A 20,405-nucleotide genomic window follows, 5' to 3' on the forward strand; every position below is an offset into this window, starting at 1 on the left:
CGGGCGACCAACCAACCGTCATAGCCGATGAACATCACCGCTGGTATCCGCCTCGGAAAAGGTTTGCCAGACGGATGTTGCGGTTCTCACATGAGTCACCGGCGTATCAAACCGGCACTTTCGCGCCGAGGGAGGCGGACGCCTACGGCAGCCGCCGTCAGCAGACGGGGCACCGCGGACAAGATCGCAGCGCCGCCTGCCCCCGAGCCGCGCCCGCCGAGTCGATCCCGCCGCGACCGCCCGGCCCGCTGACCACGCTGCACACCGACCAGGGCAGATGGGCGGCCGCCAGTCGGCTATTCGCGCGATGCGCCTGCCGACCCACGCACGCGCGCCGGGTCGTAGAGGTGGGATTCCGCGCACGACACCGAGGGCGTGAGCGCACGGCCCACCAGGATCACCGCGGCCTGCCGCAGCCCGGCGGCCTCGACCTGGTCGGCGATGTCGTGCAGGGTGCCGCGCAGCACCAGTTGGTCGGGCTGGCTGGCGCGGTAGACGACGGCGACCGGGCAGTCCGGGCCGTAGTCGGCGGACAGCTCGGCAGCCAAGCCACGGATGCGGGTGATGGCCAGGTGCAGTGCGAGCGTGGCGCCGGTGGCGGCGAAGTTCGCCAGCGCTTCGGACTCCGGCATCGCGGTGGAGCGGGCCTGCGCGCGGGTCAGCACGACCGACTGGACCAGCTCGGGCACCGTCAGCTCCGCGCCGAGCACCGCCGCCGCGGCGGCATAGGCGGGCACGCCCGGTGTGACGTCCCACGGCACCCCGTGCGCGTCCAGCCTGCGGGTCTGCTCGGTCAGCGCCGAATACAGCGACGGGTCGCCCGAGCACAGGCGGGCCACGTCCCGGCCGTCCCGGTGCGCCCGCACCAGACGCTCGGTGATCTGGTCGAGGTCCAAGTGCTGGGTATCCACCAGCTCGGCATCCGGCGCGCAGTACGCCAGCACGTCAGGGTCCAGATACGTCCCCGCGTACAGGCACACAGGCGACGCGCGCAGCAACTCGACCGCGCGCACCGTCAACAAATCGGCCGCGCCCGGCCCGGCCCCGATGAAGTGCACGGTCATGCGCGCGAGTGTAGGCACGGTGGGCATCAACCAGACGTCCGACTACGTTCACTGCACAAGCGAACGCCTCCAGCCCCAGTGCTGTCAGTCCGTCCCCGCCAGGGGACTGTAGGCGCGTAGCCCGTCGTCGAGGGTCCATATGGTGGTCGGTATTCGCGAACGCATCTCGAAACTCTGTCGCTCCGCCAGCACGCACAGATCTCCCAATCCGACACCATTCTGGGCGTGTGTCACGTAATCTGCCCCGGAATCAGCGCCTTCGAGCAATCTTTCCAGGAATTCCTTATTCCAAGGCACGTCGTGAAGCACCCACGGCGCCTTTCCGGCGCAGATCAGTTTCAGGATATCTTCCAGCCGCTGGGCTGTCTTTCTACGCAGCCCGCCATTGGACAACTGCGCAATGAAATTCCCCGTTTCTATCACAGCGGTGATCGGCAAGATGAACCGCTGATCCAGAGCGATCCGCTTTTTCAGCTCTTCTCGTACTTGCTCTGCGGCTTGGTCACGCCCAGGCACCGGAACAAGATTGCACAGAATGCTGGTATCAATGAAGACGACCTGCTGTATCAACGGATACCCAGCAATCTCTCGAACTCGCCGAAATCACCTGCGTCTTCACCAGGTGCGCCGACCAACTTCCCGGCACTTATTGCCTTTCCGAGCGATCCTTCGGCAAGCGCTGTGGTGTACCCAGGTACTTCCATCAACCCCGTCAAGAGACTGTAACCGGTGTTCGGATCTCGATGACAGACCACGACGTTTTCGTTGAGCGACCCTTCGGCGGCATCGAGGATCGCAGGACTGTGCGTGGTCACGAGCACGCTCGTTCCCGGCGTATCACTGCTCGTCCTGACTAGATCGAGCACGCGCCGAGCTTGTGAAGGATGGAGACCGTTCTCGAGTTCTTCGATGACGATGAGTACTCCGCCACCAAGTTCTTCTTCGTCGGCCAATTCCGTGCGCGCCCGAACCAAAGAATCGACATCCAAGCCGTATCGGGACGACAGTAGCGCGGTCGCAATCGCGGTGAATCGCAAGAGGCCGTCGCTCATCTCCCGCGCCGGAGTTCGTTCGATTATTCTTTGTTTCCCGTGTTTTTCATCGAGCGCCAGCATCACGTCACCCAAATCCGACGAAACAAAACTTATACTTTGCACGCCTTCGTCGTCGGCAACCGCTCGAACCAGACCCTGGACACGATCGAATGCGGCTGGGTCACGAATCATCAACGTTCGCAGTGCAGCCGAAAGATTCTCACCCGTCCGTCGCAGCTCCGCATCTCGCTCGGGAACGAACCCACGCATAAGATGGGGCACAGGATCGAGGTGGAAAATTCCCCTCAGCGCTAGTAGCACCGCCTCCACCCCTCTGATTACCGAGAGTTCAGCGCCGTTTGTCCCGGCAAGCGCGAGCGGTACCTGACCGATGATCAGCCGACTGTCCCGAAAAGTAAACGGGGTGTTCGGACCACGCTTACCGTTGTGCAACTCAGCCACGATCCCGGTGCCGGGCGCACCGGGTTCGCGAGTCTCGATGAGCGATCCATAGGTAACCCTGCCGCTCCGCACCGCCTTCGCGGGACCACACAGCTTCTCCGCCACCACACGTAAATCGGGCTGGACCTCGACCGCAAGGTCGTAGTCGTAGCGATCGCCATCGAGTTCGACTGAGCACCCGAGTTCAAAGCGCTGCGTCCCATGCGGTGGACAACCCGCCGATCCGCCCCTGACCATGCCTCCCTCACGCCTGCGGCCGTCGAGCGCGTCCGCCAAGTCCTCGCCTTCGGCGAGACGCGCCAGAACCTCCAGACCGTCGAAGGCGTTCGACTTTCCGGAGCTGTTGCGGCCAATCAGAATTGTCGTGCCCTTCAGCGGCAAAGTCGCACCGCGAAACGACTTGAACGCGGTCAGGCGCAACTCGATAAGGCGAGATGGGATCACACCGTCAGCATATGCGGCCAGTGTTCGCCAAGGCCTCTACTATTCACCGATCTCGATGCTCGCACAGCAACTCGACCGTGCGCTACTGACGGATCTGCCGCGCCGGCCCAGCCCGTCCGTCGATGCCCTGTTCAGGCGGTGGCGTCGAAGTGGGCGATCACCTTGTCGGGGCGGAGGCGGACGACGAGTTCGCCGGGGACGCCGTTGCGCTTGCCGAATTCCTCGGCGCGGTCGGCGCCCATGTAGCGGCCGCCGATCTCGGTGGCGGTGCGCAGCAGTTCGTCCGGGTCTTCCGAGAGCGTGACCGTGCCCCGCAGCTGGACCGACGCGTAGGGCGGCTCCTCCAGGTCGACGCACACCGCGACGCGCCCGTCCCTGGCGAACGCCTTGCCCTTCACGGTGGACTTGCCGGTGTTGAAGACCAGTTCGTCGCCTTCGACGACGAACCAGACCGGCGTCACCATCGGACTGCCGTCGGCCGCCACGAACGCCACCTTGCCGGTGCGGGTGCCGTGGGTGAGAAACTCGCGCACTTCGGGATCGGAAAGAGAGGCCATCTGCTCACCCTAGGTGTCGCTTCGCGATCGCTCGGCACGGTTGATCAGATCGGCACCGTTCGGCTGATGGCGGTCGTTCGATCCGCTGCGGACCACGGTTGAACTGCGTCGACGCGGTAAGGGCCCGCAAGCGAAGCCTGGGGGTCGATGCGCCGGGCTGCCTCGGTTGTCGCGCGTACGCCGGGTCAGCGCGGCCAGTTGGTGTCGGGCGTGTGCGGCGCGGGCTGCTGAGGCCACTGCGCGCCGGGGCCGCCCGCGGCGGGCGGCTGGTATTGGCCACTCTCGGCGTTGGCGCGGGCGAGCAGGTCGGCGACCTGCGGTCCGGCGACCGGCGACGACGCGCCGCACCAGGTGCAATCCACGTGGTGTTTGGTGCTGATCGGGAAGAGCGGAATGAAGAAGAGCGTGAATTTGGTGACGAGTTTGCGCAGCGCGTGGGCGGCGGGATTGCCGCAGCGACCGCAGATCAAGGTGATCATGGCGAGCGTGTGGACACGCTTCTGCCAGCCCCAGATCAGCATGTGAAACCCCCAGAGATAGAGAATCCGATGCGGTCACAGTAGTGGATCCGACAGGCGTCGGCCGCAGTCCCGAACGGCGGCATCGCGAACTCGGTCGCGTCCACATCACAGCATGCCGCGTTCGCGCGCCCGCGCCACCGCCGAGGTGCGTGAGCGCACGCCGAGCTTTCCGTATATATGCACCAGGTGCGACTTGACGGTGGTCTCGCTGAGGAACAGCTGTCTGGCGATCTCGCGGTTGGACCGGCCGTCGGAGACCAGGCGCAGCACTTCGATCTCACGCCTGCTCAGCGTGGTGTCGGCGCGGCGAACCCTCGTCATCAGCTTGGACGCCACGGCGGGCGAGAGCACGCTGTCCCCCGCCGCGGCCGCCCGGACCGCGGCGAGCAGTTCGGCGGGCGGCGTGTCCTTGAGGATGTAGCCGCACGCGCCCGCTTCGACGGCGCCGAGGATGTCGGCGTCGGTGTCGTAGTTGGTCACCACGAGGACGTTCGGCGGCGTCGCCAGTGCACGCAGCCGCGCGGTCGCCTCGACTCCCGACCGCCCTGACCCGAAACTCAGGTCCATCAGCACGAGATCGACCGGCGTGGTCGCGCAGAACGCGACAGCGGCCGCCGCGGTGGCCGCCTCGCCCACGACGGTGATGTCGTCGGCGACGTCCAGCAGCGCCCGCAGACCGGCGCGAACGATCGCGTGATCATCGGCGAGCACCAGGCGGATCACTCGCGCGCCTCCGTTTCGAGCGGGAAGGACACCGTGACCGCCGTGTGCCCCGGTTCGGATTCCACCGCCATGACGCCGCCCTGCTCGTGTACCCGCGACCGCATGGCGGCCAGTCCGAACGATCCCGACGGGCTTCGCTCGAGCACTTCGGCAGCGATGCCGACCCCGTCGTCGACCACGTCGAGATGGACCGCGTCGTCCGCATAGGTGAGCGTCACGCGCATCCGGCTCGCACCGGCGTGGCGGATCACGTTGGAGACCGCGCCTTGCGTGATCCGGACCAGCGCGGCTTCGATCGGCATGGGCAGTCGTTCCGGCGGGCCCTCCACGACGAACCGTGCGTCCAAGCCGGGCGTGGCGGCGCGCTGGGTGATCCGCTCCAGCGCCTCGGCCAGCGACTGCCCCTCCAGCGCGGCCGGAGCCAGCTCGGCGACGAGGCGTCTGGTCTCGGCGAGGTTCTCCGCGGCCGCCTCCCTGGCGAGCCGGATCCGTTGCAGCGCGGGGTGATCGGGCGCTTCCTGCTCGACGGCGTGCAGCAGCAGTTGAATGGAACTGAGCCCCTGCGCGACCGTGTCGTGGATCTCGGCGGCCAGCCGCTCACGCTCGGCGAGTTTGCCCGCCGTGCGCTCCCGTTCCGCCAATGTCGCTCTGGCGCTGAGCAATTCGTCGATCAAACGCTGCCGGTCCGCGGCCTCGCGGAACAACGCCTGATAACCGAGCCCGATGCCGACCGCGACGGCCGCTCCGATGACCGGCCCGACGACACCGGCCGCCGACCAGCCCCGATGCAACCCGAAACCCACGACCGCGACAGCGGTCGCGGCGGCCACGGCGCAGAGGTTCCATGGGCGCGGCAACAAGTGCAGGTACAGGAAGAACAGGCCGAACGCGAGGTAGCCCGCGTCGGGCGCGAGCACGACCAGCCCGAGCCACAGCGCCGTCAGCGCGCCCAGCCACGCCGGGATCGCGCGTCGTCTCCCGGCGAACGCCGCACCCGCGAAGTACGTCGTGAGGAAGGCCGCGGTGAGGCCGACGGTCGCGGCCGGATGCGCGGCGCCGGGCAGGACCGCGCGCACCGCGACAACCACCGCCAAGCCGGCCATCAGCACGTGCAGGCCGAGCCGCAACGTGGTGAAAACCGGGGTCAGCGGGGACGAGTGCACGGTGCCAGCTTATGGACGGCTATCGCGGCGACATCCATCGAAAGGCGGAAAATCACCGCCGACTTTCGTTCGTCCGCCCTTCCTCCCCCGGCGCGATGGAAGCGGCCCGGCACGGCGCGAGGGTGAAGACATGTTCGTCGCACTCCGAGACCTCCGCGCCGCTCGTGGCCGGTTCGCACTGATCATCCTCGTCGTCACGCTGGTGGCGGTGCTGGTGAGCTTCCTCAGCGGGCTCACGGCCGGACTCGCGCACCAGAACGTCTCGGCCGTCGCGTCGCTGCCCGGTGACATCGTCGTCTTCGCCGACACCGGCGGCGCTCCCTCGTTCGACGGGTCCGTGCTGACCGAGGACCAGATCACGGCCTGGCGCGCCGCCGCCGACGGCGTGACGCCGGTGGGCATCGCTCGCGGCAAAGCGACCGGTGACGGCCGCGCGCAGGCGCAGGTCGCTCTGTTCGGCACGGACACAGCCTTCGGCAACCACTCGGCGACCGAAGCGGGCACAGTGCTGCTCAGTACCGGCGCGGCCGCCGATCTCGGTGCCGCGCCCGGCGATTCCGTCGCGATCGGCGGACGCGCCTTCACCGTGGCGGCCGTGCGCGGCGACGACTGGTACAGCCACACGCCCGTGGTCTGGACGACGCTCGCCGATTGGCAGGCGCTCAACCCTCGTTCCGGCGCGGCCACCGTGCTGGCGGTGTCGGGGGCGGCCAATCCGGAGGCGGTGAACTCCGCCGCGCACACCAGGACCGTCGAATCGTCCGCCGCGCGGGCGGCGATCGGCTCCTACCAGGCCGAGAACGGCTCGCTCACACTGATGACCGTCCTGCTGTTCGCGATCTCCGCGCTGGTGATCGGCTCCTTCTTCACCGTGTGGACCATTCAGCGGATGCCCGACATCGCCACGCTGAAGGCATTGGGCGCGACCTCGGGCGCACTCGTCCGCGACGCCCTCTGCCAAGCGGCGGTCGTGCTCGCGACCGGTATCGCGGCAGGCCTCGGGATCACCGTCGCCGCGGCGGCGCTACTCGGCGACGCGGTGCCGTTCGTGCTGAATCCGGTCACCACGCTGCTGCCTTCGGCCGCTCTCATCCTCCTCGGACTGCTCGGAGCGGCATCCGCCCTGCGCTTCCTGTTCACCGCCGACCCGCTCACCGCACTCGGTGGGGGCCGCTGAACCACGGCGCGCCAGCACCGCACATTCCGACCATCGATCGCAACCGACACGCACCCTGCGAGCACCCGCGCCGCTTGCCCGCCCACGCCACCGGAGTTCCCAGATGACCACACTCACCCTCGCGGACGTAACGCTCACCTACCCTGACGGCGCGGGCCGCCTCACCGCGCTGGACCGAGTGAACCTGCGCGTTTCCTCCGGCGAGATCGCCGCCGTCACCGGCCCCTCCGGCTCCGGCAAATCGAGCCTGCTCGCCGTGGCCGCCACCCTGATCCGCCCGGACTCCGGGCACCTCCGACTCGACACATCGGACGGACCGGTGGATCTCGCCACCGTGAGCCGCCGCGAGGCCGCGGCACTGCGCCGTTCGTCCATCGGCATCGTCTTCCAGCAGCCGAACCTGATTCCGGCGCTCACCGCCCTCGAGCAGATCGAAGTCATGGCGCACCTAGGGCAACAGATCGGCACCTCGCGCCGCCGACGTCGCGAACTGCGCGCTCGGGCATCGGCTCTGCTCGATTCCGTCGGCCTGGCCGACCAGCGGGACAAGCGCCCCGCCCAACTGTCCGGCGGCCAACGCCAACGCGTGAACATCGCCCGTGCCCTGATGAACGACCCGTCCCTGCTGGTGATCGACGAACCCACCAGCGCGCTGGACACCGAACGCGGCGCGGCGGTGATCGACCTGATCGTGTCGGTCGCCCGCGACCACGCGACCGCGACTCTTCTGGTCACCCACGACCGCTCCCACCTTCACCGGATGAACGCCGTTTACCGCATGGTCGACGGACGCCTCGCACCCGAAACCGCTCCGACCGGTAATCCACCGTTCGACCCCGATCGGCATTCTGCCGCTGGAGTGAATACCGCCGCCACGGCGTGATCGGCGGTCGGGAGACAATTTCCGATTGGTGGCTACCGCCCTGTTGGCCGTCGCGTCGACGGGCATAGCGATGGCCACGGCACACGGTGAGGGCACCCTGGCAGACCTCACGGTGAACGGGGTGGATGGACCGATCTCCTACACGACGACCCTCGCGGCGGATCACCGCACCGCCACGGTCGATCTGGCTTCGGGACGGTTCGAGGTGACACCGGCAGCGGTCAACGTGCTGTCCGACGACGGCGCGATCGTCGGTGCGATCCCGACGACGCTGCGGATGGAGAACGGCCAGAACTTCAGCGTCATACCGTCGGTAGACCCGTCGGCAAGGACGCTGACGCTCACGCCGGCGGCAGGTGTTCCGTCACCCGCCGCGGTCACACCCGAATTGCAGGGCCTGATGCATGACGCCCTGTTCGGTGGCGCCTTGGTGGGCGCGGCGATCGGTTGCGCGATCGGCATCGCCATCGGCATCTGGTTCTTCGTGGTCGGCGCTGTCGTCGGCTGCGCGGTCGGCGCTGCCATCGGAGCCTGGATCGGCTTCTTCTTCACGCCGTTCTGATCGATACGGGAGCAATCCCATCCAGGTGTCGGCACAGGCCGGGCGGATCACGAATCCGCCCGGCCTTATCAGTCGGGATGGCCGTCGAGTCGGCGAACCGATACCCGCGTCGATCGCCCACCGCCTGCCGCACCGCCCCGCCTTACGACCATGCCGCGTGCAGCCGAGGCCCATGAGCGATGGCCAGGGTTGGCGAATAAATAAGCGTGCGCATATCATCTACGAATGCTTACCAATGACTCGGACAGCCGCTCCGACAACAAGACCAGCGAGCCTGTTCAACAGCCGTTTTCCGACGGCACCGTGCTGATGCCCTGGCAGGCGGGTCCGCTCCACGACACCGGAGGCGCGGTGTTCGTCAGCGTGACCGACTTCCTGGCCGCCTCGGAGGAAGACGTGCAGGCGATCTACCAGACGGCGATGCGCCTGGGACGGAACTGGCCGGTGATGCACGGCGCGGTCGGCTTGTGGCTGTGGGGTCGGCCGTCGGAGGCGCGCGGCGGCTCCATCTCGGTGTGGGAGACCGAGCGGGACATGCGGCGGTTCGTGCGATGGCCGGTGCACGCCGCCATCATGCGGAAGTGGCGCGGCCGAGTCGGTCTTGCCACCGACTCGTGGCAGGCCGCGAAGTTCGAAGCGGAGGAAGTGCTGGCACGGGCGCGGAACACGATCGAACTGCGCCCGCACCCACAGGCGGGGTGACGCCCCCGGTGCTCAGTCCGCCGTGCCGCGCGGGCGAGGCCGGGGGCCGATCTGATCGAGCAGCGTGTTCACCTCGTCCGGGAAGCCGTTCGTCACCGGCTTCGGCGTCTTCGCCGGGAAACGGCGGGTGACGTGCTCCTCCGCGGCGGACCCCGGCAGCACGTAGACGGGTTCGGACTTGTTCTGCAACGGCCGCACCACCTCCGCCAAATGCCCCTTCCGGTCGTCGAGGAAAGCTCCGATCACATCCTCTCCAGCCGGGCAGACGGCCATGCAGTAACCGGCCTTGTAGTTCGGTTTGAACGACAGACTCTGCCACATCGAGAACGACTCACCCGTGGTCACGCGTTCGCGATACTCGGCGCGGTCGGCGCTGTCGGCGATGGTTTCGGCCCAGTCGGTGAATCCACCCATGAATTCTCGATAGTTGTGCGTATAGCACGCCTGGAAATCGAATCCGCCGTCGTCGGTGATCGCGCCGACCGGGCAGGCGGACACGCACAACTTGCACTCCAGGCACGGGTTGAAATCCAGCGCGGCGCTCGGCTCGTCGACCACGGCATCGGTCACTACGGTGCCGAGCAGGATGAAGTTGCCGAACTTCGGATGGATGACGTTGCGGTGAATGCCCATCACGCCCAGGCCCGCAGCCTGTGCCACCACTTTGTGCGCGATCACCCAGACGCGACCGGGGAATTGATCGACCTCCATCGGATATCCCGGCGCCGGATACACGGCGCGGTAGCCCGCGTCCTGGAGTGCCCGCGTGATCCGGCGCGAGACCTCATTCGTTTCGTCGTCGGCGTGGTTGAACTCGGTATTGGCCAGGCTGCGCTGGGGGCTGCGCAGATTGTCGCGATTCATTCGCACGCAGAAGGCGATGTATGTGCGTGCCGAGGGCAGTATTCCGCGCGCGTGCTCGCGTTCTTCGGCCACGCGCGGATCGTCGACCGGAACGAAGCCCACGTCGTCAGCGCCCGCGGCAAGACAGATTTCGCGCAGCTGGGCGGTCGACAGCACCGGATCGGGCGCGGGCCGCGGGTGCTGCGCCATCCGCTGAACGGTCGGATGCTGCGCCAACCGCCGCGGACTCCCTGGTTCCTGGTTCGTTTCCGACATCGAACTCTCCTATCCCTGCACGACCGAGACGGCCTCGAAGAGATAGACGTTCCGGGACAGCGAAACTCATCGCGGGACCACCGCTGGGTTCTTGTCGGTTCCCATCTTCCGAGACGGGCGGTCGTCGCATCGGTGACGACCCAGGCGAGGACAGCTCGGCCACCGGGTCAGGGTGACCGCCGTTGGCGTCCGTCCGATCCCCTATGCGCACCCGAAGGGCCACGCGGCGGGGTCGGCGCCATCCCCCGCGGCCGGATGTGCCGGGATTCCAGCGTGATCAGCGCACATACCGCCATGATCTCCTCCGCTCGGAATTCCACATGTTCCAGCGTCGGAGTGATCACCGCGACCGCGCCGACGCGAACCACCACGGTGCGCAGCGCCGCGAGCGAAGCGGGCGCGGTCGGTCCGGCGACCAGAGTCCGCGCCAAATCGAACCCCGACGCCTTCGCCAGCGCGCGGATTTCCATCTCGTGCCTGCGCGCGCGGCGTCCGGAGATATCGCGGCGCAGATATCCGACCACTTTCGGCTTCATCATCACCTCTCGTTCGATGGGAGCGCCCGCCGCCGGGGGCTCTCGCCCCCGTCCGCGGCTCACCGCGTCCGAAGTGCCGTGCCCGGCACGGCATCACCCCGGCGGCGCGCGCACGTCAAAGCCTCGAGGAACGAAGGGTTCACCGCGACGCTGTCAAGCGCGCGCGACCAGGTGTGCGACATCTGCGGTTGTCGCACCTCACCTGCGTGATCGTGCTTAAAGTCCGCCCATACACCGGATTTCGGCTCAGGGGGACCAAAGTGACGGACAACGAGATCGACGGCGTGTGGAAATCACCGCGATTCCGCAAGTTGCTCGCCGAGGGGCGGCCCGGTCAGGCCCTCGCCCTTGTTCGCAGAGAAATGGGTTTGTCCCAAGCTGATTTCGGCGCACTCCTGCATTGGGACCGCACCCACGCGGGCCGGGTGGAGCGAGGGGAGGTTGGAACCATCTTCGACGTGCGTGAGTTGGTCCGCGCCGCCGACGCACTGGGCGTGCCGCGCACGGCATTGCTTCCAATCTTGCTGGGGGCGGCCGATCCGAGGACCATCAAGGGTGGGGGTGAAGGAGCCGACGATATGGACCGCAGACAATTCGGCCTGGCAGCGACGATCACGACGTTGGCGGCGAGCGCTCCGGCAGATATGGCGCCGACGCAGGTCGGGTCCAGCCATGTCGGCTACATCCAGACACTGACTCGACGTATGTGGCAGCACGACAATCATTTCGGCGGTGGGGATATCGCCGAGTTCGCACTCCGTCAATACGGTTTGGCTCGTCGTCTCCTCGACCACGGCACCTTTGGCCGGGACACCGGCGTACGGTTGTTGGCCGAGACGAGCCGGCTCGCTCGGTGCGCCGGCTGGCTCTGTCTCGACGCCGGTCGCCCGGCCGTCGCCCGGCGGTGCTACATCGAAGCGGTACTGATGGCCGAGCAAGCCGACAACGACGAGTTGCTCGCCAATGCGCTGGCCAGCCTGACATTCCTGACCACGGACAGGCCGACCAGCCGTGAGCCCGTGCGGCTGGCCCAGCGCGCCAGCCACCTGGCTCGAAGTATCCCCTCGGCCCGGCTCAATGCCGTTCGCTCCGCGCGGGAGGCCGTCGCGCACGCTGCGATCGGGGAACGACAGGATTTCGAGAAGGCGATGACGCGCGCCTGGCGTGAGGTCGACCGCGGACTCGACGATGTCGACGAGCCGGTGTGGCTGCACCACGTCACCCCGTTCGAGATCCGGTCCATCGAGGCCAGAGGCCGCGTCTATTTGGGACAGCACGACCGCGCGGTGGGCATCTACCGGGAAACCCTCGGCCATCACGGCCAGCGTCCGCGGGACGAAGCGTCCTACCGCGCCTACTACGCCGCCGCCCTCACCGGCCTCGGCGACATCACCACGGCGATCACCGAAGCCCACACCGCCCTGACCCTCCTGGAAGGACCCGTCAACTCCCCCCGCCTCCTGGCCGAACTCCGCCCCGTCCGCGTCGCCGCCACCCACACCAGAGGCGACGACGCCGAACACTTCCGCCACCGCTTCGACGCACTCGCCCACACGGCGTGACCTGGGTTCGACCGGATCTGTGCGGTTGCAGCGCAGCCGGCACTGCCCTCGCGGTGCTGAACAACGAACTCGGCTAGAAGGCGTATCGGAGTATGCGGTTGGCTTGCCGGGACAGTGCCGGGCTCAGGGCTGTGGCGCGGGTTATGGCGCGTAGCGGTTGGGGGAAGAGGGCGACTTCGGGGGCTCGGGTGAGGAGTTGTTCTTCGATCAATTTCAGGCCAGCGCCCCAGGTTTCGGGTTCGTGGGGGTCGTCGAATCCTTGGGCGGCGCTGATGCCGAGGGCTTTGATGGAAGGGTGGTATTTCATGGCCCAGGCGGCGAAACGGGTGTAGCCGTTGAGGGCGAGTTCACCGGCGGGGAAGTGTGTGGTCGCCTCGCGGATCAGGGTGTGGAAGGTGTCGCCGGGCAGGAAAGGCAGCAGGCCCTCGGCGACGATCATGGCTGGTCGATCGGCGGGCAGCTGCTCGGTCCAGCCCGGTTGGGTGAGATCGACGCCCAGCAGATGGGAGCTGTGCGGAAGCAATTGCGCGCGCAGTTCGATGACTTCGGGGTAATCGATGTCGTACCAGTCGACGTCGGCGGATGGATCGCATCGGAGCATGCGGGTGTCCAAGCCGCAGCCCAGATCGAGTACCACCGCATTTCGGTGCGTCGCGGTGAACGCTCGTACCGCTTCGTCGAGTTTCTTCCCGCGTAGCGCCGTTCCGCAGATGAGGCTGGGTTTCAGCTTCAGTTTGGTGTAGTCGTAGTCGATTCGGTCGGCCAGCTCGGCCTGGTGGGTGTCGCCCAGGATCGGGGTGCGCGTGGTCGCGTCCACTGCTCGGGCTCGCAGGGTGAGGAGCAGGGTTTCCTGAATCGGGTTCAGATCGGGTCGGATTCGGAGCACGATCGGTCCTTCATGTCGTGGTGTCCTCGGACCGGGCGGCGATGTCGCGCAGCCAGGTCAATGCCTGCTGAGCGGCCCGGATGCGTTCGGTGAGCGCGGGATCGGCGCCGCCGACCAAGGCGAGTCCGTCCTCGGCGATGTCGCCGAAGGCGCCGAGGCCGGCGATCTTGCGATGGATGACCTTCTCCCAGGCGTCGTCCTCGATGCGGTAGTAGGCGGTGCGGTCGCCGGGGATCCGCACCTTGCGGACGAGGCCGATGGTGGTCAGCAAGCGCATGTTGGAGGTCAGCGAGGCGCGGCTGGCGTGGATCGCCTCGGCGATCCGGCCCGCGGATTGCTCAGGCGGATCGCAGATCATCAGAAGGCCGAGAATGCGGCCGGTGATGGGAGGCAGTCCCCATTCCTCGACGCAGAAGGTAGCGACTCGCTCCACCCACTTCAGCGTGGCGTCCTGTGGGTCCGTGTCCGGCATGCTGTGTCCTCCTGCGCTGTCTTTCGGCTCGATTACTGTGGCACAGCGGTCACCGACTCCCAGGTAGGCGCCGGGGTGGGAGTGATGATGCGGGTCCGGCGCAGGTGCCGGTCGAACCACTCGACGGCCAGAGCCATGGCCTCCTCGAGCCCGGGACCGGTGTAGAGACCGAGCACGTCGTAAGGCAGCACCTCGAGTCGTTTCGGCTCGCCGGCCTTGGCGAACGCGCTCTGCGCCTCCTCGAGCATGTGGTACGGGTCCCAGCCGCCGTTGGCGATCATCAGCAGCGGGGTCGGCGCCAGGCGATGAATGATGTCCTCCGGTGCGAAGGTCAGGAGATGTTCCGCGGAGTCGAGGGTCTTCTCGTTCCGGTAGTTCGGGAACATCTCGGCGGCGAGATCCGGTGTGTTCTCGACGTTTTCGCCCTGCAGCGTCAGGTGCGGCACCCGAGCGCTGTCGTGGCCGGCATATCGGCGCTGCCAGTCCTCGTCCAACCGGTCCCGCAGCGCGCCGACTCCCTCCCTGCCGAGCAGCCGCTCCAGATAGCGCCATCCGTTCCACACGCTCGGGCTCTGCACCACAACGCATTTCACGCGCCGGTCCAATACCGCGGCTTGCGTCGCCACCGAGCCCCCGATGCTGACCCCCCAGACGCCGATCCGATCCGGGTCCACCTCCGGGCGGGTTTGCAGATACGACACCGCGCTACGGAAATCTTCTGCCTGTCGCTGTGGGTAGTCCTGGCCGCGAGGCTCCCCCGCGCTGGCCCCGACCGTGCGATAGTCGATCGCCAATACCGCGAACTTCGCCCGCACGAAATACGGTGCGAAAACCCGCAACGCCTCCTTCACCATCACCCCGGAATGCCCCAGCACCAGAGCGGCGACCGGGCCGTCCGCCGCGGGTAGATACAGATCGCCCGCACACGCGGTGCCGAGGCTGTTGAACGTCACGTGCTCGATCTCTAGATCCATCAAAGCTCCCTTCGTTGCTAGTCGTTTCAGTCTCCACTGAAATGACTAGCAATGTCAATCTCTCGGCCGATGCCGCCGAAGCGACTCCGATCACCGACGACCGAGGAGGGTGTCGCGCTGATCGGCGACCACGGCCCGGATCGCCGTCACGACGGCGGCCACTTCCGGGCGGCGCAAGGTTTCGGTGCGGGCGACCAGCCAGTAGCCGAGCGTGACGGTCACCGAATCCGCCAGCACCCGAACCAGATCCGTGTGGCGATCGGCCATGAAGCAGGGCAGCAGCCCCAGGCCCGCCGACGCGCGGGTGGCCTCCACGTGCACGAAAACGTTGGTGGAGGTGACCGATTCACGCATCGCGGGCACGAAGCTGGAGGCCAGATCGAGGTCGTCCACCTGGAGCATGGAGTCGATGAAGTAGACCAGCGGATATTGGGACAGGTCCTCGACCGTCGCGGGCGCGCCGTGCTCGCGCAGGTATTCGCGGGAACCGTAGAGGCCCAGACAGTAGTCGGCCAGATGAGTGGCGGTGGCGCGGTGCACTTGCGGCTCGCCCACCACGATCTCGAGATCGAGCCCCGAACGCTGTTGTGAGGCGCGCCGGGTGATCGCCACGATCTCCACCGAGATCTTCGGATGCCGCCGCTGCACCTCCGCCGCCGCGGGCGCGGCGATGTAGGCGCTGAAGCCGTCGGTCGCCGAGAGCCGGACCACTCCCTCCAGCACCCGGTTGCCCTCGGCGTCCGCGGCCAGCGACTTCACCGCCGTCTCCACCGCCTCGGCGGCGGCCAGCGCCTCCCTGCCGAGATCGGTCAGCTCCCAGCCCCCGGTCACCCGGGTGAGCACCCGGCCGCCGAGCGTGTGCTCCAACGCGGCGATGCGCCGGGAGATGGTGGTGTGGTTGATGCCCAGTTCCTCGGCCGCCGTCACGAACCGGCCGGAGCGCCCGACGGCCAGCAGGACGAGAAGGTCGTCCGCGCTGGGACGACCGGGAGAGGCCGGGCGCATATCTGCATCTTTGCAGAGACGCACTGCACAAATGGTCATTGCGGCACGATTCCTCTGCACCAATACTCGGTGCAGCCAAGCATTGTGGGGGCCGTCACATCGGGATCCGAAGTGTGGCCCCGGGCACGAAGGAGAAGTGCGATGAGGGAGCACGACGCCGTAGCGGCGGATTCGGGCACGACGACCAGCGGTCTACGCCGCGTGGTCGCCGCGTCGATGGCGGGCACGGTGGTGGAGTGGTACGAGTTCTTCCTGTACGGCACCGCCGCCACGCTGGTGTTCAGCAAGGTGTTCTTCGCCAAGGGCACCAGCGACTTGGACGCCATTCTCGCCGCGTTCGTCACCTACGCGGTCGGTTTCGCGGCGCGACCGCTCGGCGGCGTGGTGTTCGGGCATTTCGGTGACAAGTACGGCCGCAAGAAGCTGCTCCAGTTCAGCCTGGTGCTGGTGGGCAGCGCGACGTTCCTGATGGGCTGCCTGCCCACCTTCGGGCAGATCGGCTACTGGGCGCCCGCGCTGCTGGTGGCCCTGCGGTTCATCCAAGGCTTCGCGGTCGGCGGGGAGTGGGGCGGCGCGGTGCTGCTGGTGGCCGAGCACAGCCCGAGTCGCGGTCGCGGATTCTGGGCGAGCTGGCCGCAGGCGGGCGTGCCCGCGGGCAACCTGCTGGCGACGGTGGTGCTGCTGGTGCTCACCTCGACCCTGTCGGACGAGGCGTTCCTCGGCTGGGGCTGGCGCGTGGCGTTCTGGCTGTCCGCGGTGGTGGTGCTGATCGGCTACTACATCCGCACCAAGATCACCGACGCGCCCATCTTCGTCGCGGCGCAGCGGGAGGCCGAGCAGATCAAGGCGACCTCGCTGAGCGTGGTGGAGGTGCTGCGCCGTTATCCGCGCGGCGTGTTCACCGCGATGGGGCTGCGCTTCGGCGAGAACGTCATGTACTACCTGGTGGTCACGTTCACGATCACCTACCTGAAGACGCAGGTGCACGCCGACACCCAAGTGATCCTGTGGTGGCTACTGGCCGCGCACGCGGTGCACTTCGCGGTGATCCCGCTGGTGGGCGGCCTTTCCGACCGCATCGGCAGGCGACCGGTCTATCTGATCGGCGCGCTCACCGCGGGCACCTGGGGCTTCTTCGCCTTCCCGATGATGGACAGCGGCCACAACGCGGTCATCATGTCCGCCATCATCATCGGCCTGATCTTCCACGCCTTCATGTACGCCGGACAGCCCGCGATCATGGCCGAGATGTTCCCCACCCGGATGCGCTATTCCGGTGTGTCCCTCGGCTATCAGGTCACCTCGATCGTGGCCGGTTCGCTGGCGCCGATCATCGCCGTCCGGCTGCTGAACACCTACCACTCCGCGGTGCCGATCGCCTGGTACCTGGCGGGCGCGGCGGCGGTGAGCGCGATCGCCGTGCTCGTCGCACGAGAGACGAAGGGGCTGACCTTGGAGAGCATCGATCACGCCGACGCCGAGACCGTCGGCGCGCGCACCGAAGTGACCGTGCGATGAGCGATCTGGCGGGGCGCAGCGCCCTGGTCACCGGCGGCGCGAGCGGCATCGGCGCGGCATGCGCCCGCGCGCTCGCGGCGCGCGGCGCCACCGTCACGGTGGCCGACGTCGACGAGGTCGGCGCGAAGACCGTGGCCAGGGAACTGGGCGGGAAATCGTGGGCGGTGGATCTGCTCGACGTCGCGGCGCTGGAGGAGTTGGAACTCGAGGCCGACATCCTGGTGAACAACGCCGGGGTGCAGCACGTCAGCCCGATCCAGGACTTCGCGCCGCAGCGCTTCCGCGACCTGCTCACGCTGATGGTCGAGGCGCCGTTCCTGCTGGTGCGCGCGGCGCTGCCGCACATGTACCGGCAGGGCTGGGGGCGGATCGTCAACATCTCCTCGATCCACGGCCTGCGCGCCTCCGAATACAAAGTCGCCTACGTGACGGCCAAGCACGGGCTGGAGGGGCTGTCGAAGGTCACCGCGCTGGAGGGCGGTCCGCACGGCGTCACCAGCAATTGCGTGAACCCCGGCTATGTGCGGACGCCGCTGGTGGACAAGCAGATCGCCGATCAGGCCAAGGCCCACGGCGTGCCCGAGCAGGAGGTGGTGGAGAAGATCCTGCTCACCGAGAGCGCGATCAAACGGCTCGTCGAGCCGGAGGAGGTCGCCTCGCTGGTGGCCTGGCTCGCGTCGCCGGAGGCGGGCATGGTGAACGGCGCGGCCTACACGATGGACGGTGGGTGGAGCGCGCGATGAGGGCGCGCTCACCCCAGCGCGGTCAGCGCCATCCTGCGCAGCACCGGCCGGGCCCGCGCCGCGGTCGCCTCGCTCGCGCTGTGCGGGGTGGAGTTGATCAGTCCGAAGGCGGCGTGGGCCTGCACCCGCGCCGCCTCTTCGGGTAGGTCCGGATGCAGCTCGCGCAGCACGCTCACCCAGATCTCCACGTATTGGCGCTGGGTGCGGCGGATCTCGCGGCGGGCGGGGGCGGGCACGTTGTCCAGGTCACGGTCCTGGATGCGGATCAGTTCCGGCTCGCCGAGCGCGAAGTCCAGGTGGTGATCGACCAGTCCGGCGAGCGCCTGCTCGGCGGAATCGGTGCCCGCGACCACCTTCTTGCCGCCGTCGAGCAGGCGCTGGCTCACCCCGACCAGCAGTTCGACCAGCAGCGCCTCCTTGTTCGGGAAGTGCCGGTAGACGGCGGGGCCGCTGATGCCGACGGCGGCGCCGAGGTCGTCCAGGCGCATGCCGAGGAAGCCGCGGTCGGCGATCAAGCGCGCTCCCGCTTCCAGCAGTTGCGCCCTTCGCTGCGCCTTCAACTGCTCGCGACGCGTGGGCGCGACGGATTCGGCACTGGTCACACGCGGTCCTTTCCGCCGATCTGGACAGTTCGGTTAATCAAGACTAACCTGAATTCCAGTTATCGTCGACTAACTGGACGACAGGATGGCGTGATGACCGTTACCGAAGAGGCCGTCGGGAACCGTGCCGCGCACGCGGCGCTGGTCGACGACCTGCGCGCCCGGCTGGCCGCCGCGGCGCTGGGCGGACCCCAGAAGGCGCGCGATCGTCACGTCGCGCGCGGCAAGTTGCTGCCGAGGCAGCGAGTGGACCAACTGCTGGACCCGGGGAGCCCGTTCCTCGAACTCTCCCCGCTGGCCGCGACCGGAATGTACGGCGACGAGTCCCCCGGCGCCGGGATCATCACCGGGATCGGCCGGGTCTCCGGCCGCGAATGCGTGATCGTGGCCAACGACGCGACGGTCAAGGGCGGCACCTACTACCCCATGACGGTGAAGAAGCACCTGCGCGCGCAGGAGATCGCGTCGCAGAACCGGCTGCCGTGCGTCTACCTGGTCGACTCGGGCGGCGCGTACCTGCCGCATCAGGACGAAGTGTTCCCCGACCGGGAGCATTTCGGGCGGATCTTCTACAACCAGGCGACCATGAGCGCCAAGGGAATTCCACAGATCGCCGCGGTGCTCGGCTCGTGCACCGCGGGCGGCGCCTACGTGCCCGCGATGAGCGACGAGGCCGTGATCGTGCGCGACCAGGGCACCATCTTCCTGGGCGGCCCGCCGCTGGTGAAGGCCGCGACCGGCGAGGTGGTCACCGCCGAGGAACTCGGCGGCGGCGAGCTGCACTCGCGTACCTCCGGCGTCACCGACCATCTGGCCGAGGACGACCAGGACGCGCTGCGCATCGTGCGCCGCATCGTGGCCACACTCGGCCCGCGCACGCCGGTGCCGTGGGACGTGCGGCCCGTCATCGCGCCCGCCGCGCCGGAATCCGAGCTCTACGACGTGGTTCCTGTCGATCTGCGCACCCCTTATGACGTGCGCGAAGTGATCCACCGGCTGGTTGACGGCACGGCCGAGGGCGAGAGCGGCTTCCACGAGTTCAAGGCCGAATACGGCAAGACCTTGGTCACCGGGTTCGCGCGCATCCACGGGCATCCGGTGGGCATCGTCGCCAACAACGGCGTGCTGTTCAGCGAATCCGCCATGAAGGGCGCGCATTTCATCGAGCTGTGCGACAAGCGCAGCATCCCGCTGCTGTTCCTGCAGAACATCACCGGCTTCATGGTCGGCCGCGACTACGAGGCGGGCGGCATCGCCAAGCACGGCGCGAAGATGGTCACGGCGGTGGCCTGCGCGCGGGTGCCCAAGCTCACCGTCGTCATCGGCGGCTCCTACGGCGCGGGCAACTACTCCATGTGCGGGCGCGCGTATTCGCCCCGTTTCCTGTGGATGTGGCCGAATGCCAGGATCTCGGTGATGGGCGGCGAGCAGGCGGCGTCGGTGCTGGCGACGGTGCGCGGCGACCAGCTCGACAGCAGCGGTCGGCCCTGGTCTGCCGAGGACGAGGAAGCGTTCAAGGCCCCGATCCGGGAGCAATACGAGAGCCAGGGCAATCCCTATTACTCGACGGCCAGGTTGTGGGACGACGGCGTGATCGATCCCGCCGACACCAGAACCGTGCTGGGGCTCGCGCTGTCGGTGTGCGCGCAAGCTCCGCTCGAGCCGGTCTCCTACGGCGTTTTCCGGATGTGATGAC

Annotated in this window: 22 protein-coding genes; 8 read left to right on the forward strand and 14 right to left on the reverse strand. The window is 67.7% G+C overall.

All coding sequences use genetic code 11. The features are described from left to right. Nucleotides 1–296: 296 nt before the first annotated feature. From cobM to NB3_RS02270, 7 genes are all read right to left on the reverse strand, one after another. On the reverse strand, nt 297–1,064 hold the full coding sequence (gene cobM / locus NB3_RS02240) for a precorrin-4 C(11)-methyltransferase (RefSeq protein ID WP_067795892.1): 768 nt from the start codon (nt 1,062–1,064) through the stop codon (nt 297–299). Nucleotides 1,065–1,148: 84 nt separating this feature from the next. Further along, nucleotides 1,149–1,634, reverse strand: a complete 486-nt coding sequence (locus NB3_RS02245; RefSeq protein ID WP_067795601.1) for a hypothetical protein — start codon at nt 1,632–1,634, stop codon at nt 1,149–1,151. Continuing rightward, nucleotides 1,631–3,004, reverse strand: a complete 1,374-nt coding sequence (locus NB3_RS33885) for an AAA family ATPase (protein WP_157111447.1) — start codon at nt 3,002–3,004, stop codon at nt 1,631–1,633. The genes NB3_RS02245 and NB3_RS33885 overlap by 4 nt, the downstream gene beginning before the upstream one ends. A gap of 131 nt (nt 3,005–3,135) precedes the next feature. Then, nucleotides 3,136–3,561: a PPOX class F420-dependent oxidoreductase gene (locus tag NB3_RS02255; RefSeq protein WP_067795607.1), complete on the reverse strand. Its 426-nt coding sequence runs from the start codon at nt 3,559–3,561 to the stop codon at nt 3,136–3,138. Nucleotides 3,562–3,746: 185 nt separating this feature from the next. Continuing rightward, nucleotides 3,747–4,082: a zinc ribbon domain-containing protein gene (locus NB3_RS02260; RefSeq protein WP_067795610.1), complete on the reverse strand. Its 336-nt coding sequence runs from the start codon at nt 4,080–4,082 to the stop codon at nt 3,747–3,749. A gap of 105 nt (nt 4,083–4,187) precedes the next feature. After that, nucleotides 4,188–4,805 (reverse strand): response regulator, encoded by a 618-nt coding sequence (locus NB3_RS02265; protein WP_067795613.1) that lies wholly within the window; start codon nt 4,803–4,805, stop codon nt 4,188–4,190. Next, nucleotides 4,802–5,968, reverse strand: coding sequence for a sensor histidine kinase (locus NB3_RS02270; protein WP_067795616.1), 1,167 nt, complete (start codon nt 5,966–5,968; stop codon nt 4,802–4,804). The genes NB3_RS02265 and NB3_RS02270 overlap by 4 nt, the downstream gene beginning before the upstream one ends. A 130-nt stretch (nt 5,969–6,098) precedes the next feature. Between NB3_RS02270 and NB3_RS02275 the strand changes: the two genes are divergently transcribed. The 4 genes from NB3_RS02275 (at nt 6,099) to NB3_RS02290 (ending at nt 9,292) form a co-directional block, all read left to right on the forward strand. Continuing rightward, complete coding sequence (locus NB3_RS02275) at nt 6,099–7,145, forward strand: ABC transporter permease (RefSeq protein ID WP_067795620.1); 1,047 nt, start codon at nt 6,099–6,101, stop codon at nt 7,143–7,145. Nucleotides 7,146–7,248: 103 nt separating this feature from the next. Further along, the gene (locus NB3_RS02280; protein ID WP_084485623.1) at nt 7,249–8,028 is read left to right on the forward strand and encodes an ABC transporter ATP-binding protein; all 780 of its coding nucleotides are present in this window, start codon (nt 7,249–7,251) and stop codon (nt 8,026–8,028) included. Nucleotides 8,029–8,056: 28 nt separating this feature from the next. Next, nucleotides 8,057–8,590, forward strand: a complete 534-nt coding sequence (locus NB3_RS02285; protein ID WP_084485660.1) for a DUF8020 domain-containing protein — start codon at nt 8,057–8,059, stop codon at nt 8,588–8,590. 225 nt (nt 8,591–8,815) lie between these two features. Next, nucleotides 8,816–9,292, forward strand: a complete 477-nt coding sequence (locus NB3_RS02290) for a hypothetical protein (RefSeq protein ID WP_067795626.1) — start codon at nt 8,816–8,818, stop codon at nt 9,290–9,292. A 12-nt stretch (nt 9,293–9,304) separates the two neighbouring features. Here NB3_RS02290 and NB3_RS02295 read toward each other — a convergent pair whose 3' ends face one another. Together NB3_RS02295 and NB3_RS02300 are read right to left on the reverse strand one after the other, a co-directional pair. After that, entirely contained in the window at nt 9,305–10,411 is a 1,107-nt protein-coding gene (locus NB3_RS02295) for an epoxyqueuosine reductase (RefSeq protein WP_084485626.1), read from the reverse strand. Between the two features lie 167 nt (nt 10,412–10,578). Beyond that, nucleotides 10,579–10,950, reverse strand: a complete 372-nt coding sequence (locus tag NB3_RS02300; protein WP_067795632.1) for a hypothetical protein — start codon at nt 10,948–10,950, stop codon at nt 10,579–10,581. 257 nt (nt 10,951–11,207) lie between these two features. Here NB3_RS02300 and NB3_RS02305 point away from each other — a divergent pair, with 257 nt between their 5' ends. After that, nucleotides 11,208–12,509, forward strand: a complete 1,302-nt coding sequence (locus NB3_RS02305) for a helix-turn-helix domain-containing protein (protein ID WP_067795635.1) — start codon at nt 11,208–11,210, stop codon at nt 12,507–12,509. A 73-nt stretch (nt 12,510–12,582) separates the two neighbouring features. Here the strand turns inward: NB3_RS02305 and NB3_RS02310 are convergent, their stop codons facing one another. The 4 genes from NB3_RS02310 to NB3_RS02325 all read right to left on the reverse strand — a co-directional run bounded on the left by NB3_RS02310 (nt 12,583) and on the right by NB3_RS02325 (nt 15,846). After that, nucleotides 12,583–13,395, reverse strand: coding sequence for a class I SAM-dependent methyltransferase (locus NB3_RS02310; RefSeq protein ID WP_067795638.1), 813 nt, complete (start codon nt 13,393–13,395; stop codon nt 12,583–12,585). 10 nt (nt 13,396–13,405) lie between these two features. Beyond that, entirely contained in the window at nt 13,406–13,867 is a 462-nt protein-coding gene (locus NB3_RS02315; protein WP_067795641.1) for a GbsR/MarR family transcriptional regulator, read from the reverse strand. A gap of 32 nt (nt 13,868–13,899) precedes the next feature. Further along, nucleotides 13,900–14,841: an alpha/beta hydrolase gene (locus tag NB3_RS02320; protein WP_067795644.1), complete on the reverse strand. Its 942-nt coding sequence runs from the start codon at nt 14,839–14,841 to the stop codon at nt 13,900–13,902. A 90-nt stretch (nt 14,842–14,931) separates the two neighbouring features. Continuing rightward, nucleotides 14,932–15,846: a LysR family transcriptional regulator gene (locus NB3_RS02325; RefSeq protein WP_174553154.1), complete on the reverse strand. Its 915-nt coding sequence runs from the start codon at nt 15,844–15,846 to the stop codon at nt 14,932–14,934. A gap of 141 nt (nt 15,847–15,987) precedes the next feature. Here NB3_RS02325 and NB3_RS02330 point away from each other — a divergent pair, with 141 nt between their 5' ends. Further along, on the forward strand, nt 15,988–17,364 hold the full coding sequence (locus NB3_RS02330; protein WP_067795651.1) for an MFS transporter: 1,377 nt from the start codon (nt 15,988–15,990) through the stop codon (nt 17,362–17,364). After that, entirely contained in the window at nt 17,361–18,107 is a 747-nt protein-coding gene (locus NB3_RS02335) for a 3-hydroxybutyrate dehydrogenase (protein ID WP_067795654.1), read from the forward strand. The genes NB3_RS02330 and NB3_RS02335 overlap by 4 nt, the downstream gene beginning before the upstream one ends. Before the next feature lie 8 nt (nt 18,108–18,115). Here the strand turns inward: NB3_RS02335 and NB3_RS02340 are convergent, their stop codons facing one another. Further along, the gene (locus NB3_RS02340) at nt 18,116–18,709 is read right to left on the reverse strand and encodes an SACE_7040 family transcriptional regulator (protein ID WP_067795657.1); all 594 of its coding nucleotides are present in this window, start codon (nt 18,707–18,709) and stop codon (nt 18,116–18,118) included. A 93-nt stretch (nt 18,710–18,802) separates the two neighbouring features. On the opposite strand from NB3_RS02340, the gene NB3_RS02345 reads away from it, so the two are divergent. Then, entirely contained in the window at nt 18,803–20,401 is a 1,599-nt protein-coding gene (locus NB3_RS02345) for a carboxyl transferase domain-containing protein (protein ID WP_067795660.1), read from the forward strand. Nucleotides 20,402–20,405 lie beyond the last annotated feature (4 nt).

This window comes from Nocardia beijingensis NBRC 16342 (assembly GCF_001612785.1).
Classification (GTDB): domain Bacteria; phylum Actinomycetota; class Actinomycetes; order Mycobacteriales; family Mycobacteriaceae; genus Nocardia; species Nocardia beijingensis.